The organism is Roseateles sp. SL47 (assembly GCF_026625885.1).
Taxonomy (GTDB): domain Bacteria; phylum Pseudomonadota; class Gammaproteobacteria; order Burkholderiales; family Burkholderiaceae_C; genus Roseateles.
On record NZ_CP113068.1, the window covers coordinates 1,841,291 to 1,856,879 of the forward strand.

Consider the following 15,589-nt stretch of genomic DNA (forward strand, 5'->3'; position numbering starts at 1 on the left):
TTGTCATCGGGCCGCGAGTGCCGTGGGGCAGCACACGCGACCCGCTTGAACACCCGCACCAGGCTGGTTGGTTGCTCCATCAACGCTGCCTGTTGGCGCCGAGCGCCGCCCCCAGCCGGACCGTTTCATCGATGCTTGAACCCACCTGGCGCTCTTGCAGGTCGCCACCGGAGGGCTTACATGCTGCGGCGGTACTGGCCGCCGACCTCGAAAAGCGCCGCCGTGATCTGGCCCAGCGAGCACACCCGCACGGCGTCCATCAGCACCTCGAACACGTTGCCGTTGTCGATCACCGCCTGCTGCAGGCGCTGCAGCAGGGCCGGGCTGTGGGCCGCGTGGCGGGTCTGGAAGTCCGCCAGGCGCTGCAACTGGCTGGTTTTTTCCTGCTCGGTGGAGCGCGCCAGCTCGATGTGTTCAGGCACCGGATCACCCTGCGGATTGCGGAAGGTGTTCACACCGATGATGGGGTATTCGCCGGTGTGCTTGAGCATCTCGTAGTGCATCGATTCCTCCTGGATGCGGCCGCGCTGGTAGCCGGTCTCCATCGCACCCAGCACGCCCCCCCGCTCGGCAATGCGTTCGAATTCTGTCAGCACCGCCTCTTCCACCAGTTCGGTCAGCTCTTCGATGATGAAGGCACCCTGGCTCGGATTCTCGTTCTTGGCCAGTCCCCATTCCCGATTGATGATCAACTGGATGGCCATGGCGCGGCGCACCGATTCTTCGGTCGGTGTGGTGATGGCTTCGTCGTAGGCGTTGGTGTGCAGGGAGTTGCAGTTGTCGTAGATGGCAATCAGCGCCTGCAGCGTGGTGCGGATGTCGTTGAACGCGATCTCCTGCGCATGCAGGCTGCGACCGGAGGTCTGCACGTGGTACTTCAGCTTCTGGCTGCGCTCGTTGGCACCATAACGGTCCCGCATGGCCACGGCCCAGATGCGGCGGGCCACACGGCCAAGCACGGTGTATTCCGGGTCCATGCCATTGCTGAAGAAAAAGCTGAGGTTGGGCGCGAAGTCGTCGATGTGCATGCCTCGCGCCAGATACGCCTCCACAAAGGTGAAGCCGTTGGAGAGGGTGAAGGCCAGCTGAGAGATCGGGTTCGCGCCCGCTTCGGCAATGTGGTAGCCGCTGATCGACACCGAGTAGAAGTTGCGCACGTTGCGCCGTACAAAGTAGTCGGCGATGTCGCCCATCACCTTGAGCGAGAACTCGGTCGAGAAAATGCAGGTGTTCTGGCCCTGGTCTTCCTTGAGGATGTCGGCCTGCACCGTGCCTCGCACCTGGGACAACACGGTGGCCCGGAGGGCAGCGTCTTCGTCGGGCCTGGGGGCGCGCCCCTGCTCGGCCTTGAAGCGGTCCAGCCGCTGATCGATGGCCGTGTTCATGAACATCGCCAGGAGGGTGGGCGCCGGGCCATTGATGGTCATGGAGACGGAGGTGGCCGGATCACACAGGTCAAAGCCGTCGTACAACACTTTCATATCGTCCAGCGTGGCGATGCTCACGCCGGAGTTGCCGACCTTGCCGTAGATGTCCGGCCGGGGCGCGGGATCGGCGCCGTACAGCGTGACGGAATCAAAGGCGGTGGACAGGCGCTTGGCCGGCATGCCCTCCGAGACAAGCTTGAAGCGGCGGTTGGTGCGGAAGGCATCCCCTTCACCGGCAAACATCCGCGTGGGATCTTCCCCTTCCCGCTTGAACGGGAACACACCTGCGGTGAACGGGAAATAGCCCGGCAGGTTCTCCAGCATCAGCCACTTCAGCAGTTCGCCATGGTCTTCATAACCCGGCAGCACCACCTTGCGCACACGCGTGCCTGAAAGGCTGGTGGAGACCAGCGACGTGCGCTGTTCACGGTCGCGGATCTTCACCACGAATTCGTCACCGGCATAGGCCTGCTGCACGTCGGGCCAGCGGGCCAGCAACTGGCGGGCGTCGGCATCCAGACGGGCCTGGCGCTCTTCGGCCAGGCTCTGCAGGGCGCTGACGTCGGCCCCGGCCTGCGCCTGCGTGAGCATGGTGGCGCTGGCCTGGAGCTGCTGCACTTCACGGGCCAGCCGCGCCTGGGCACGTGCGCGCCGCTTGTAGCCCCGCACCGCATCGGCAATCTCGGCCAGATAACGGGCACGGGCCGGTGGGACGATGGGGGTCTGATGGGTGCTGAACCGGGTGGGGGCCACGGGCAGACGGCCACCGGTGAGCGAAAGCCCCAGCTCGGCCAGCCGTGGCTTGAGGGCCTGATACAGCGCGGTCACGCCGTCATCGTTGAAGCGGCTGGCCATGGTGCCGAACACCGGCATCTCCTCGGGCTTGCGGCCCCAGGCTTCGCGGTTGCGCTGCACCTGCTTGGCGACATCACGCCAGGCATCGGCAGCGCCCTTGCGATCGAACTTGTTGATGGCCACGAACTCGGCAAAGTCGAGCATGTCGATCTTCTCGAGCTGGCTGGCCGCACCGAATTCGGGCGTCATCACATACATCGGAACATCCACATGCGGCACGATGGCGGCGTCACCCTGGCCGATGCCGGATGTCTCCACAATCACCAGATCAAAGCCAGCCACCTTGGCCGCAGCGATCACATCCGGCAGTGCCTTGGAGATTTCCGAGCCGAAGTCCCGCGTGGCCAGGGAGCGCATGTACACCCGCGGGCCTGCCGCCCACGGACTGATGGCATTCATGCGGATCCGGTCACCCAGCAGCGCGCCGCCGCTCTTGCGCCGGGAGGGGTCGATGGAGATCACGGCCACACGCAGCCGGTCGTCCTCATCCAGCCGCAGGCGACGGATCAATTCGTCGGTCAGGCTGGATTTGCCAGCGCCACCCGTGCCCGTGATGCCCAGCACGGGCACGCGCACACCCGCAGCGTGATCGCGCAGGGCCTGGGTGAACGTGTGGAAGTCCGGATCGGACTGCTCGTTCTCCAAGGCGGTGATGGTGCGGGCCAGGGCCCGCCAGGCGGCTTCATCATGGCCCTGCAGCGATTCCAGCCGATAGGGGGCCTGTGCAGCCAGGGCCCGATCGCAGCGCATCAGCATCTCGCCGATCATGCCCTGCAGGCCCATGCGCTGCCCATCTTCGGGGCTGTAGATGCGCACGCCATGTTGGTTCAGGTCGCGGATCTCGGCCGGCACGATCACACCGCCGCCGCCACCGAACACCTGGATGCCCTCACCGCCGCGCTGCTTCAGCAGCTCGACCATGTACTTGAAGTATTCAACATGGCCGCCCTGGTAGCTGCTGACGGCAATGCCCTGGGCATCTTCCTGGAGCGCAGCGGTCACCACTTCATCCACCGAGCGGTTGTGCCCCAGGTGGATCACCTCGGCGCCCATGCCCTGCAGAATGCGCCGCATGATGTTGATCGCCGCATCGTGCCCGTCAAACAGGCTGGCGGCGGTCACGAAGCGGACCTTGTGGGTGGGGCGGTACTCGGCCAGGGCCTGGTACTCGGCGGACAGCTCGGTCATGGGTAGTCTCCAGCACGGCCACCCGCGTCCGTCATGCTTGCGGACTGTGCCGCTCGTGGCGGCGCTGGGTGTTCCGGTTGCGCTTGATTCTAGGCGCCGATTGACGTTAACGTAAACGGTATCCGAGGGTATACCCTCGATGGAATCACACAGAGAGAGGGCGAGCGCGGGGGCCGGTGCAGCGAGGGGCTTGAAGATGTTGCCGGGCGGGACGGCATGAAACTTGCGCCGCGCCGGTCGTGAATGCTCCCCGTCCACCCTCCTCTCCACCGGCCGGCCCCGGCGAAGGCCCGGAAGCGTCTCCACCGGCGACGCAGGGCCTGCGGGTGCTGCTGATCGATGACGGCGCCCATCGGGTGCATCTGCTCAGCGAGGAACTGGCCCGGCAGGGCTGCGAGGTGGTGGGCGTGATTGAGCAGGCCACGCTGATCCATGACTGTGTGCTGCGGCTGCAGCCGGACGTGGTGATCGTGGATGCGGAATCGCCCACGCGTGACACGCTGGAGAACCTGGCCACGCTGTCGGCGCGCATGCCGCGCCCGGTGGTGGTGTTTGCCGAAGATGCCGACCAGACGCCGATGCGCCGCGCCATCAAAGCGGGTGTGAGCGCTTATGTGGTGGCCGGGCTGCAGACGCAACGCCTGGCACCGGTGCTGCAGGTGGCCATTGCCCGCTTCGAACAGGACCTGGCGCTGCGGGAGGAGCTGAACAAGGCCCAGGAGCAACTGGCCTCGCGCAAGCGCATCGAACGGGCCAAGGGCATTTTCATGAGCGAGATGGGACTGGATGAGGACAAGGCCTATCAGCGCCTGCGCAAGCTGGCCATGGACCGGGGCGAGACGCTGGTGCAGGTGGCGCAGCGGGTGATCGATGCGCATGAGCTGTTGCGGCCGGGTTGATGGGGGCGGACGTCGATCGACCGGGCTTGTGCGAGCGTGCGGCGGTGAGATGTCCGGGGAACTCCGTGCGATGCACCAGCCCCGCGCACCAACTCAGCGCGCTGTGCCACCAAAGTGTGCGCCCCAGGCCCCTGCGGCCGGCATCGCTGTGAGGGCTTCTCTCTGAACGCCAGTGCTGCGCGGCGCTGGCATGCTTCATGCAATATCTGCGGTGAGGCCCACAACGGCGTGGGCCTCGAGCCATCGGCGAAATTGGACAAAGGCGTCTGATCCGGTGCCCGTCGCAACTTGCGGCGTGCACGTGATCGGCGCCTTTTTTGTTTTTGTCTGTCGACTTCCGCGTGCAGTGATCACGCGGCTTCGGAGGTCTTTCGCATGCAGCAAGGTTCGAGTGGTTCCCAAGGTTCCGGAACATCCAGGGAGGGTCTGATGAGTGCTGAGCGTCGCCAGTTGCTCGCCACGGGCGCCGCGTTGTCCGGCTTGTCGGCGGTGCCGGCGGCCTGGGCTGCAGGGTCGGACAAGCCGGAGAAGGAAGAAGTCCGTATCGGCTTCATCCCGCTGACCGACTGCGCCTCCGTGGTCATGGCCGCCACCTTGGGTTTCGACAAGAAGTACGGCATCAAGATCGTGCCGACCAAGGAAGCCTCCTGGGCTGGCGTGCGGGACAAGCTGGTCAATGGCGAGCTGGACATGGCCCATGTGCTGTATGGGCTGATCTACGGGGTGCATCTGGGCGTGGCCGGTCCGAAGAAGGACATGGCCATCCTGATGACCCTCAACAACAACGGCCAGGCCATCACCTTGTCGCGCAAGCTGGCGGACGCAGGCGCCACTGACATCACGTCGCTGGCCAAGGTGATGCAGAAGGACAAGCGGGACTACACCTTCGCCCAGACCTTCCCCACCGGCACCCATGCGATGTGGCTGTATTACTGGCTGGCCAGCGCCGGCATCCATCCGATGAAGGATGCCAAGGTCATCACCGTGCCGCCGCCGCAGATGGTGGCCAACATGCGGGTGGGCAACATGGACGGCTTCTGCGTGGGGGAGCCCTGGGGGCACCGCGCCATCATCGATGGCATCGGCATCACGGCCGTCACCACGCAGGACATCTGGAAGGACCATCCCGAGAAGGTGCTGGGCACCACCGGGGACTTCGTCAAGAAGTATCCCAACACCGCGCGGGCCGTGATCATGGCCGTGCTGGAGGCCAGCCGCTGGATCGATGCCAACCTGTCCAACAAGCAGAAGATGGCCGAGACGATTGCCGACAAGGCCTATGTGAACACCAGCGTGGATGCCATCAACCAGCGCATCCTGGGCCGCTACCAGAATGGCCTGGGCAAGACCTGGGATGACCCCAACTACATGAAGTTCTTCAACGACGGCGCGGTGAACTTCCCGTATCTGTCGGACGGCATGTGGTTCCTGACGCAGCACAAGCGCTGGGGCCTGATCAAGGAGCATCCGGACTATCTGGGTGTGGCCCGTCAGATCAATCAGATTGATCTCTACCGCAGTGCAGCGTCGGCCCTGGGCGTCAATGTGCCCAAGGAAAGCATGCGCAGCAGCAAGCTGATGGACGGTGTGGTGTGGGACGGGAAAGACCCGGCCCGCTATGCCGACAGCTTCAAGATCAAAGTGTGACGGGGCTTGTACCCCGCCCAGCCTCGCGGCTTCCAGGCCACCCGGAGAGCGACATGGTCAGTGCAGTGTTCCATTCCCCCCGCGACAGCAGCCCCGCCCCGGTGACGGTGGCGGTGCTGCCGCCACCGCCGGCCCCGGCCGGAGCGGCCCGTCCGTCCGCAGGCGGCAAGGGCGATTCATCGTCGCAGCGGCAGCGAGCCTCACAGGCCCTGCGCGCCATCGGCATGCGTGTGCTGCCCCCGATGGCCGGCCTGCTGCTGTTGCTGCTGCTGTGGCACATCGCCACGCTCAAGGGCGGCGCGTTTCCCACGCCGGCGTCCACCTGGGAAGCGGCCGTCAAGCTGTTTGCCGACCCGTTTTATCGCAATGGCCCGAATGACCAGGGCATCGGCTGGAATGTCCTCAACTCGCTTCAGCGGGTGGGGGTGGGGTTTGGCCTGGCCGCTGCCGTGGGCATTCCGCTGGGCTTTCTGATCGGCCGCTTTGAATTCGCCAGCCGCATGCTGAACCCGCTGATCAGCCTGCTCAAGCCCGTGTCCCCGCTGGCCTGGCTGCCCATCGGCCTGCTGGTGTTCAAGAGCGCGAATCCGGCCGCCATCTGGACCATCTTCATCTGCTCGATCTGGCCGATGGTGGTGAACACGGCGGTCGGTGTGCAACGGGTGCCGCAGGACTATCTCAATGTGGCCCGGGTGCTGCGCTTGTCGGAATGGAAGCTGGTGACGCGCATCCTGCTGCCGGCAGTGCTTCCTTATCTGCTGACCGGTGTGCGCCTGTCGGTGGGCACCGCCTGGCTGGTGATCGTCGCCGCCGAGATGTTGACCGGCGGGGTGGGTATCGGCTTCTGGGTCTGGGACGAGTGGAACAACCTCAACGTACAGCACATCATCATCGCCATCTTTGTGATTGGCATCGTGGGCATGTTGCTGGAATGGGCGCTGGTGTCGATGGCCCGCCGCTTTGAATGAGGAGCCGATCATGAACCCAGCCTTTGTGAGCGTTCAGCAGGCCGAGATGACCTTCATCACCCCGCAGGGCCGCTTCCCGGCCCTTCGGGACATCAACCTGGACATTGGACGGGGGGAATTCGTGTCGCTGATCGGCCATTCCGGCTGCGGCAAATCGACCCTGCTCAACCTCATCGCGGGGCTGCTGCGCCCCACCTCCGGCGGGCTGCTGTGTGATGGACGCGAGATTGCCGGCCCCGGCCCCGAACGCGCGGTGGTGTTCCAGAACCATTCGCTGCTGCCGTGGCTGAGCTGCTTCGACAACGTGATGCTGGCGGTGGAAACGGTGTTCGGACCGCGTGAAGGCAAGGCGCGCCTGGCCGAACGCACCGAGGCGGCGCTGCAACTGGTGGGCATGGGCCACGCCATGAGCAAGCGGCCGCATGAGATTTCCGGCGGCATGAAGCAGCGGGTGGGCATTGCGCGCGCCCTGGCCATGGAGCCCAAGGTGCTGCTGATGGATGAGCCCTTTGGCGCGCTGGATGCCCTGACCCGCGCCCATCTGCAGGACGAGTTGCTGAAGATCGTGGCCGCCACGCAGAGCACAGTGGTGATGGTCACCCACGATGTGGATGAGGCCGTGCTGCTGTCGGACCGCATCGTGATGATGACCAACGGACCGTCGGCCACCATCGGCGAGATCCATGCGGTGGCGCTGCCGCGTCCGCGCGACCGGGTGGCACTGGCCGAAGACCCGGTCTACATGCAGGCCCGCAAGGCGGTCATCGACTTCCTCTACACCCGCCACCGCCACGGCGAACCCTCGGCGGCCTGAGCTGAGGCCGCGCCCTGCGCGACTCGCCGGTTCAACGCTGCCCGGACAAGGCCGCGACGGGCCCCTGTTTTCTCCGGAGATTCCCCCATGAAGAAGATGAAGCTGGTGATGGTGGGCAACGGCATGGCTGGTGTGCGCACGCTGGAAGAGCTGCTCAAGATCGCCCCGGATCTCTACGACATCACCGTGTTCGGCGCCGAGCCGCATCCCAACTACAACCGCATCCTGCTCAGCCCGGTGCTGGCGGGGGAGCAGACGCTGGACGAGATCATCCTCAATCCGCTGAGCTGGTATGAAGAGCACGGCATCACGCTGCACCTGGGCCAGCGGGTGGACCGGATCGACCGGGTCCGCCGGCAGGTGGTGACCGAAGACGGCACGGTGGCCGATTACGACCGCCTGCTGCTGGCCACCGGCTCGACGCCGTTCATCCTGCCGGTGCCGGGCAAGGATCTGGCCGGCGTCATCGCCTACCGCGACATTGCTGACACCACCACCATGATCGAGGCGGCCCGCAAGTACCGCCATGCCGTGGTCATCGGCGGGGGCCTGCTGGGCCTGGAGGCGGCCCATGGCTTGATGCTGCGAGGCATGCAGGTCACCGTGGTCCATCTTCATCCCTGGCTGATGGAGCGTCAATTGGACGATCAGGCCGGTGAGCTGCTGCGCAAATCGCTGCAGGACCGGGGCCTGCGTTTCCTCCTGGGCGCACAGACCGATTCGCTCATCGGCGGCGCGGACGGTCGGGTGATGGCGGTGCGGTTCAAGGATGGCCAGGAGATTCCGGCCGATCTGGTGGTGATGGCCGCCGGCATCCGCCCCAGCACCGCGCTGGCGGAACGCGCCGGCCTGCACTGCCATCGCGGCGTGGTGGTCAGTGACACGCTGCAGACGGTGACCGATCCCCGCATCTACGCGGTCGGCGAATGTGCGGCCCATCGTGGCATTGCTTATGGGCTGGTGGCCCCGCTGTTTGAGCAGGGCAAGGTCTGCGCCAATCATCTGGCCCAGTTCGGCATCGGTCGATACCTCGGCAGCCAGACCAGCACCAAGCTCAAGGTCACCGGCATCGACCTGTTCTCCGCCGGAGACTTCATGGGCGGGGAGGGCACCGAAGAGATCGTCATGAGCGACCCGTTTGCCGGCGTCTACAAGAAGCTGGTGATCAAGGACGATCGGCTGGTGGGCGCCTGCCTGTATGGAGACACCGTGGATGGCAGCTGGTATTTCAGGCTGCTGCGCGAGGGCCGCAAGATCGGCGATATCCGCGACAAGCTGATGTTTGGCGAGAGCAATATCGGGGATGTCGGCCATCAGGGCCACAACAAGGCTGCCGCGATGGCCGACAGCGACGAGGTCTGCGGCTGCAACGGCGTCAGCAAGGGCGCCATCTGCAAGGCCATCAAGGACAAGGGCCTGTTCACGCTGGAAGAGGTGAGAAAACACACCAAGGCCAGCGCGTCCTGCGGGTCCTGCACCGGGCTGGTTGAGCAGCTGCTGATGTTGACGGCCGGTGGGGACTATTCCGCCGCACCGCGCAAGAAGGCAATCTGCGCTTGCACCGAGATGAGCCATCAGGACGTGCGCGAGGCCATCGTTGCCGAGCATCTGGTGCGCATGGGCGATGTGTTCACGCGCCTGCACTGGTCCACCCCCAACGGCTGCGCCACCTGCCGGCCGGCGCTGAACTACTACCTGATCTCCTCCTGGCCCAAGGAGGCGGTTGATGACCCGCAATCGCGCTTCATCAACGAGCGCAGCCATGCCAACATCCAGAAGGACGGCACCTATTCGGTGATCCCGCGCATGTGGGGCGGCGAGACCAGCGCAGCCGAGCTGCGCCGCATTGCCGATGCGGTGGACAAATACCGCATTCCCACCGTGAAGGTCACCGGCGGCCAGCGCATCGATCTGTTGGGCGTTCGCAAGGAAGACCTGGTGAACGTGTGGCGGGACATCGGCATGCCCAGCGGCCATGCCTATGCCAAGGCGCTGCGCACGGTGAAAACCTGCGTGGGCTCTGAATGGTGCCGCATGGGCACCCAGGACAGCACCCAGATGGGCAAGGACCTGGAACGGGCGATGTGGCGGATGTATGCGCCGCACAAGGTGAAGTTCGCCGTGAGCGGATGCCCGCGCAACTGCGCCGAAGCGGGCATCAAGGATGTCGGCATCATCGGCGTGGATTCCGGGTGGGAGATGTACATCGCCGGCAACGGCGGCATCAAGACCGAGGTGGCCCATTTCTTCACCAAACTCAAAACCGCCGAGGAAGTGCTGGAGTACACCGGCGCCTTCATGCAGCTCTACCGCAAGGAGGGCTGGTATCTGGAGCGCACGGTGCATTACGTCAGCCGAGTGGGCCTGGACCATGTGAAGCAGCGCATCCTTGAGGACCACGCGGGTCGCAAGGCTTTGTGGGCCGAGTTGCAGTTCGCGCTCGATGGTGAGCCGGACCCGTGGTTCGAATTCACCCAGGCGCAGGTGGACCTGCGTCAGTTCGAGGCCTTGCCGGCCCTGTCTTCTACCCGCTGAGCGAGCACCATGCCGACCTGGATCCCCATCTGTACCGTCTCCGACATCCCCGTGCTGGGCGCGCGCCGCGTGGCGCGGGCACGAGGTCCGGACGTGGCCCTGTTCCGCACCTCGGACGATCAGGTGCATGCGTTGCTGGACCGTTGTCCGCATCGGGCCGGACCGCTCAGTCAGGGCCTCGTGTTTGGTGCTGCAGTCGCCTGCCCGCTGCACAACTGGACGATTGCGCTGGACAGCGGCTGCGCCCGCGAGCCGGATGAAGGCCGGACGCCGGTCTTTCAGGTGCGGGTGGAGGGCACGCAGGTGATGCTGGACCGTGAGGAGCTGGACACCGTCGGCATTGACCTGGCGCCGGTGCAGGCCGGCCCCTGCACCCGCATGGCCTGCTGAGCAACGAAGCATGAATCGCACCACCCGTTCGACCTGCCCGTACTGCGGCGTCGGCTGCGGCGTGCTGATCGATTCCGTTCATGATGACCAGGGCGAGCGCATCACCGGCGTGCGCGGCGACCCGGACCATCCGGCCAATGCCGGGCGCTTGTGCACCAAAGGCTCGACGCTTCACCTCACGGCGACACCGCTGGTGCGGCAGCATCAACGGCTGCTGCAGCCGGCCTGGCGCACCGACCGCCGGGCACCTTTCGAGCCGCTGGGCTGGGAGACGGTCCAGCAGCAGCTCGCCGACCGGCTGCTCGCGGTGCGGGCGCAACATGGACCCGATGCGATCGGCTTCTACATTTCCGGCCAACTGCTCACCGAGGACTATCACGCCTTCAACAAACTGGCCCGGGGGCTGATAGGCACCAACAACATCGACAGCAACTCGCGTTTGTGCATGAGTGCGGCGGTGGTGGGCTACAAGCAGACGCTGGGTGCGGATGCACCACCGGCCTGTTATGACGATCTGGATCAGGCCGATTGCCTGTTTCTGGCCGGTACCAACACGGCATGGGCCCATCCGGTGCTGTTCAGGCGGATTGAAGCGGCCCGGCAGGCCCGGCCCGGTGTGAAGATCATCGTGGTGGACCCGCGCCGCACCGAGACAGCGGAATTCGCCGACCTGCATCTGGCGTTGCGGCCTGGCACCGATGTGGCGCTGTTCCAGGGCATGCTGCATGCGTGCATCTGGGAAGGCTGGATTGATCGGGCGTTCATCGACCAGCACACGGAAGGCTTTGATGCACTCAAGGCGCTGGTGCGCGTAATGACACCCAGCGAATCGGCGCGGCTGACCGGGCTCAAGGAAGCGCAGGTGCTGGAAGCAGCGCAGTGGTTTGCACGCTCGCCGGCCACCTTGTCGCTCTACTGCATGGGCCTGAACCAGAGCAGCAGCGGCGCAGCCAAAAACACCGCGCTGATCCATCTGCATCTGGCCACCCATCAGATCGGACGCCCGGGAGCCGGGCCTTTTTCCTTGACCGGCCAGCCCAATGCGATGGGCGGGCGGGAGACGGGCGGCATGGCCACGCTGCTGCCCGGCCACCGCGACCCGATGGTGGCGGCGCATCGCGATGAAGTGGCGGCGCTGTGGGGCAGTGACCCCTTGCCCGACCGCCCGGGCAAGACCGCAGTGGAGATGTTTGAGGCCGCTGCGCGCGGTGAGATCAAGGCCTTGTGGATGGCGTGTACCAATCCCGCCCAGTCCATGCCGGATCAGGCGCTGGTGCGTGCGGCGCTGGCCCGCTGTGAACTGGTCATCCTGCAGGAGGCGTTTCAGGGCACGGCGACCGCCGGGTATGCCGATGTGCTGTTGCCGGCCGCCACGTGGGCAGAGAAAGAAGGCACGGTCACCAACAGCGAGCGGCGAATCAGCCGGGTGCGTGCGGCGCTGGCACCGGCGGGGGAGTCTCGTGCGGATTGGGAGATCGTGCGGGATGTGGCCCGGCGGATGGAAGCCCGGTTGCGGCCGCAAAGGCCCAGCCTGTTTGCCTGGGAGCAGCCGCAGGCGCTCTGGGAAGAACATCGTGCCGCCACGCGCGGGCGGGATCTGGATATCACTGGGCTGAGTTATCCCATGCTGGAGGCTGCGCCTCGGCAGTGGCCATGGCCGGAAGGCGCGGATCAGGCCCAGGCGCGCTTGTATGAGGACCGACGATTCGCCCATCCCGATGGCCGTGCCCGCTTCGTGTCGCGGCCCTTTGTCATGCCGATGGATCGGCAGGACGCCCGGTTTCCGTTGGCCCTCAGCACAGGCCGGATGCGGGACCAATGGCACGGCATGAGTCGCAGCGGGACGGTGGCGCGCCTCTTTGCGCATGATGGATCGCCAGCGCTGGGGCTGCATCCGGCCGACATCGAGCGGCGCCGTCTGGTGGACGGGGATCTGGTCCGGGTGCAGTCCCGGCGGGGTGAATTGATCGTGCCGTTGCGGGCGGACGCGGGCTTGCCCCCCCAAACCGCCTGGCTGCCCATGCATTGGGGTCAGGAGTTTCTCGGCGGGCAGGGCCAGGCGGGCGTGAATGCGCTGACACAGCCCGCGTTCTGTCCGGACGCGCGTCAGCCGGAATTGAAGTTCGCCGCCATCTCGGTGTCTGCGGTGGATCTTCCCTGGCGGGTGGTGGGGGCAGCCTGGGTCGAGCCGGGGGCAGGGGCGGCACTGCGCAGCCAGTTGCGCGCCCTGATGGATCAGGCCGCTTATGCGAGCTGCCTGCCGGCCGCCGGTGCAGGCCCACAGGAAGGTTGGCTGCTGGACATGGCCTTGGCCGAACGCCCCAGCGATGCGGTGGTGCAGGCGCTGGCCCGTGCGCTGGGACTGACCGGCGCCGGGGTGCTGCGTTATGCCGACGGGCGACGCGGACGCAGCCGGATGCTGCGTCTGGAGGGTGAAGGCCAGGAGGCGCGGCTGCAGGCGCTGCTGCGGGTTGGAACCGGCCAGGAGGCCCGTTGGCTGGATGCGTTGTGGCGGGATCGGGTCCCAGTGGCGCCTTTCAGCCGGCGCTTGCTGGCGCCGGAGGCGGATCAACCGGCACCGCCGGCCAGCCCGCAGGTCTGCAACTGTTTCGACGTGCGGGAGGATGCCATCAAGGCCTGCCTGGCCCGCCAGCCCGCCGGCAGCCCGACCGAGCGTCTGGCCGCCTTGCAGGCGACGCTGCGTTGCGGCACCTCCTGCGGCTCCTGTCTGCCTACGCTGCGGCGCTGGGTGCAATCAACCGAGGACGTGACATGAGCAGGACTCTCGATGGGCACACTCGCAGCTGCACCCACGGGAACAGCGGCGTCGGCACTGACGCGGGCACGGGCGCCCACCCGGGGACTGGCCCCGACCCCCATGGCGGCGGCCATGACCTGCAGCGGCGCTCACCGATGGTGTCTCTGGTGGGGGCTGGCCCGGGGGATCCGGAACTGTTGACGATCAAGGCCCTGCGATGCCTTCAGCGCGCCGAGGTGGTCCTCACCGATGACCTGGTGGACGCGCGGGTGCTGGCATGCGTGCCGCCGCAGGCGCGTGTGCTGAAGGTGGGCAAGCGTGGTGGATGCGTATCGACCGAGCAGCGGTTCATCCACGAGCTGATGATTCGCGAGGCCCGAGCGGGAGCGCGGGTGGTGCGGCTCAAGGGCGGCGATCCGTTTGTGTTCGGACGCGGCGGAGAAGAAGTGGACGCGCTGCGCGAGGCGGGGCTGGAGGTGGAGGTGATCAACGGCTTGTCCGCCGGGTTGGCAGCGCCAGCGTCGGTGGGCGTGCCAGTGACGGATCGCCGCTGCACGCCGGGCGTGGCCTTTGTGACCGGACACAACGGCGAGCAGGGCACGCAGCCGGATTGGGCCGTGCTGGCGCGCTGCCGCCTGACGCTGGTGGTCTACATGGGTCTGACGCGGGCGGCGGTGATCTGCGACGCGTTGAAGGCAGGCGGGCTGGCCGCAGAGACGCCTGCGGTGATCGTCAGCGCGGCCCATACGCCTCGGCAGCGGGAGTGTTTCACCACGCTGGGCGAGCTGCCGGCGGACATCGAGCGACACGGCTTGCCCAGTCCGGCGTTGCTGGTGATTGGCACGGTGGTGGCGTTGTCGGAGGGGTGGCGGGCGGCAGTGGGGCTGGGTGGATTCAACGGGGCCGTTCCCGGCGTTTTTCCACCTGTTGAAGAGCGACCACAAGCATCAGCCCGATGACCAGCACCAGCGCCGTGACCCATAAGGCACCGCGATAGCTGCCGCTGGCCTGGGCCATGGCGCCCGCCAGCGCCGGTGCCGTGACCTGCGCGGCACCATAACTCAGCGTCAGCCGTGCCATGGCCTTGCCGGGATTGCCGGGCGAGCGTCGGCCCACCAGCGCCAGGGTGAGGCTGACCAGTCCGATGAAGGTGGCCCCGTAGAGCAAGGCGCCGGTCAGTGCCGCTGCAAGGTTGTTGGACAGGGCCGGTAGCACCACCGACACGGTCTGCAGCGCAAAGGCGGTGATCAGTGCCTGCAGATCACCGAAGCGCCGCGCGATCCGATCCCAGACAAAGACGGCCGGCGTGGCCGCAACACCCACGAGCAGCCAGGCCCATGGGCCCTGACCCTGCAGCAGCGGCTGGCGCTCGACGATGGCCACGGTGAAGGTGGCATGGATGACAAAGCCCCAGCCCGCACAGAAATAGGCCGCCAGCATCAAGCGCATCCAGGTCTTGCCGGGTGCGCCTTGCGGCATGGCGCTTGGCGCGGTGGGGGGCGGCAACGGGGGGCGCCAATGCCAGGCCACAGCCAGCAGGGCCAGCCCGATGCCGACAAACCCCCACCAGTGGGCCGCCCAGTCCCAGCGCAGGGCGTCCATGGCCATCGCCCCGAGTGCGGACAGCACGATGCCCAAGCCCAAGCCCATGAAATGCACACCCAGCTCCGGGCGCCGACCGGAGCGCATGAGAAATCCCAGCACGAGGCCAGAGCCCAGCAACATGGCGGCGGCGCCCGCGAGCCCACCGAGATAGCGCGACAGGGCCCACAACCCGACCGAGGTGCCCAGCGGCATCAGCGCGGTGGACATCAGGCCCAGCAGCAGCCCGGCCAGATAGAGCCGGTAGCGCCAGTGCGGGGCTTCCACCAGCGAGGCGATGAGCGCACCGCTCATGTAGCCGGCATAGTTGATGGCCGCCAGACCACCCCCTAGCGCATCGCCCACGCCTGCCTGCGCCTGCATCAGGGGCAGCAGAGGGGTGTAGGCAAAGCGGGCGATGCCCACTGTGAGCATCAGGGCGGTGATGCCGCCGATGGAGACCTGCCAGGGCTGGCGGGCATTGGAGGGCATGGCGTCATGAGAGGGCATTCCGCAGAGCTTACGCT

At 66.4% G+C, this 15,589-nt stretch carries 10 protein-coding genes; 8 read left to right on the forward strand and 2 right to left on the reverse strand.

Annotated elements, in window-relative coordinates; translation table 11 throughout:
• Positions 1-176 precede the first annotated feature (176 nt).
• Entirely contained in the window at positions 177-3,470 is a 3,294-nt protein-coding gene (gene icmF / locus OU995_RS08020) for a fused isobutyryl-CoA mutase/GTPase IcmF (RefSeq protein WP_267834998.1), read from the reverse strand.
• 239 nt (positions 3,471-3,709) lie between these two features.
• On the opposite strand from icmF, the gene OU995_RS08025 reads away from it, so the two are divergent.
• The 8 genes from OU995_RS08025 (at position 3,710) to cobA (ending at position 14,440) form a co-directional block, all read left to right on the forward strand.
• Positions 3,710-4,369, forward strand: coding sequence for an ANTAR domain-containing response regulator (locus OU995_RS08025; protein WP_267834999.1), 660 nt, complete (start codon positions 3,710-3,712; stop codon positions 4,367-4,369).
• A 429-nt stretch (positions 4,370-4,798) separates the two neighbouring features.
• On the forward strand, positions 4,799-6,016 hold the full coding sequence (locus OU995_RS08030; protein WP_267835000.1) for a CmpA/NrtA family ABC transporter substrate-binding protein: 1,218 nt from the start codon (positions 4,799-4,801) through the stop codon (positions 6,014-6,016).
• A gap of 53 nt (positions 6,017-6,069) precedes the next feature.
• A complete protein-coding gene (gene ntrB / locus OU995_RS08035) occupies positions 6,070-6,984 on the forward strand; it encodes a nitrate ABC transporter permease (RefSeq protein ID WP_267835001.1) in 915 nt (304 codons plus the stop codon).
• Between the two features lie 10 nt (positions 6,985-6,994).
• Positions 6,995-7,798, forward strand: a complete 804-nt coding sequence (locus tag OU995_RS08040) for an ABC transporter ATP-binding protein (protein WP_267835002.1) — start codon at positions 6,995-6,997, stop codon at positions 7,796-7,798.
• 87 nt (positions 7,799-7,885) lie between these two features.
• The gene (gene nirB, locus OU995_RS08045) at positions 7,886-10,333 is read left to right on the forward strand and encodes a nitrite reductase large subunit NirB (RefSeq protein WP_267835003.1); all 2,448 of its coding nucleotides are present in this window, start codon (positions 7,886-7,888) and stop codon (positions 10,331-10,333) included.
• A 9-nt stretch (positions 10,334-10,342) separates the two neighbouring features.
• Positions 10,343-10,723 (forward strand): nitrite reductase small subunit NirD, encoded by a 381-nt coding sequence (gene nirD, locus OU995_RS08050; RefSeq protein ID WP_267835004.1) that lies wholly within the window; start codon positions 10,343-10,345, stop codon positions 10,721-10,723.
• A 10-nt stretch (positions 10,724-10,733) separates the two neighbouring features.
• Positions 10,734-13,499: a nitrate reductase gene (locus OU995_RS08055; protein WP_267835005.1), complete on the forward strand. Its 2,766-nt coding sequence runs from the start codon at positions 10,734-10,736 to the stop codon at positions 13,497-13,499.
• Complete coding sequence (cobA, locus tag OU995_RS08060) at positions 13,496-14,440, forward strand: uroporphyrinogen-III C-methyltransferase (RefSeq protein WP_267835006.1); 945 nt, start codon at positions 13,496-13,498, stop codon at positions 14,438-14,440. The genes OU995_RS08055 and cobA overlap by 4 nt, the downstream gene beginning before the upstream one ends.
• Here the strand turns inward: cobA and OU995_RS08065 are convergent.
• Entirely contained in the window at positions 14,376-15,572 is a 1,197-nt protein-coding gene (locus OU995_RS08065) for a YbfB/YjiJ family MFS transporter (protein ID WP_267835007.1), read from the reverse strand. The genes cobA and OU995_RS08065 overlap by 65 nt on opposite strands.
• Positions 15,573-15,589 lie beyond the last annotated feature (17 nt).

What these genes read in the sequence shown, in the direction of transcription:
- ntrB (WP_267835001.1), top strand. Translation starts at nt 6,070, where the DNA reads ATGGTCAGTGCAGTGTTCCATTCCCCCCGCGACAGCAGCCCCGCCCCG.
- OU995_RS08055 (WP_267835005.1), top strand. Translation starts at nt 10,734, where the DNA reads ATGAATCGCACCACCCGTTCGACCTGCCCGTACTGCGGCGTCGGCTGC.
- nirB (WP_267835003.1), top strand. Translation starts at nt 7,886, where the DNA reads ATGAAGAAGATGAAGCTGGTGATGGTGGGCAACGGCATGGCTGGTGTG.
- icmF (WP_267834998.1), bottom strand. Translation starts at nt 3,470, where the DNA reads ATGACCGAGCTGTCCGCCGAGTACCAGGCCCTGGCCGAGTACCGCCCC.
- nirD (WP_267835004.1), top strand. Translation starts at nt 10,343, where the DNA reads ATGCCGACCTGGATCCCCATCTGTACCGTCTCCGACATCCCCGTGCTG.
- OU995_RS08065 (WP_267835007.1), bottom strand. Translation starts at nt 15,572, where the DNA reads ATGCCCTCTCATGACGCCATGCCCTCCAATGCCCGCCAGCCCTGGCAG.
- OU995_RS08040 (WP_267835002.1), top strand. Translation starts at nt 6,995, where the DNA reads ATGAACCCAGCCTTTGTGAGCGTTCAGCAGGCCGAGATGACCTTCATC.
- OU995_RS08030 (WP_267835000.1), top strand. Translation starts at nt 4,799, where the DNA reads ATGAGTGCTGAGCGTCGCCAGTTGCTCGCCACGGGCGCCGCGTTGTCC.
- cobA (WP_267835006.1), top strand. Translation starts at nt 13,496, where the DNA reads ATGAGCAGGACTCTCGATGGGCACACTCGCAGCTGCACCCACGGGAAC.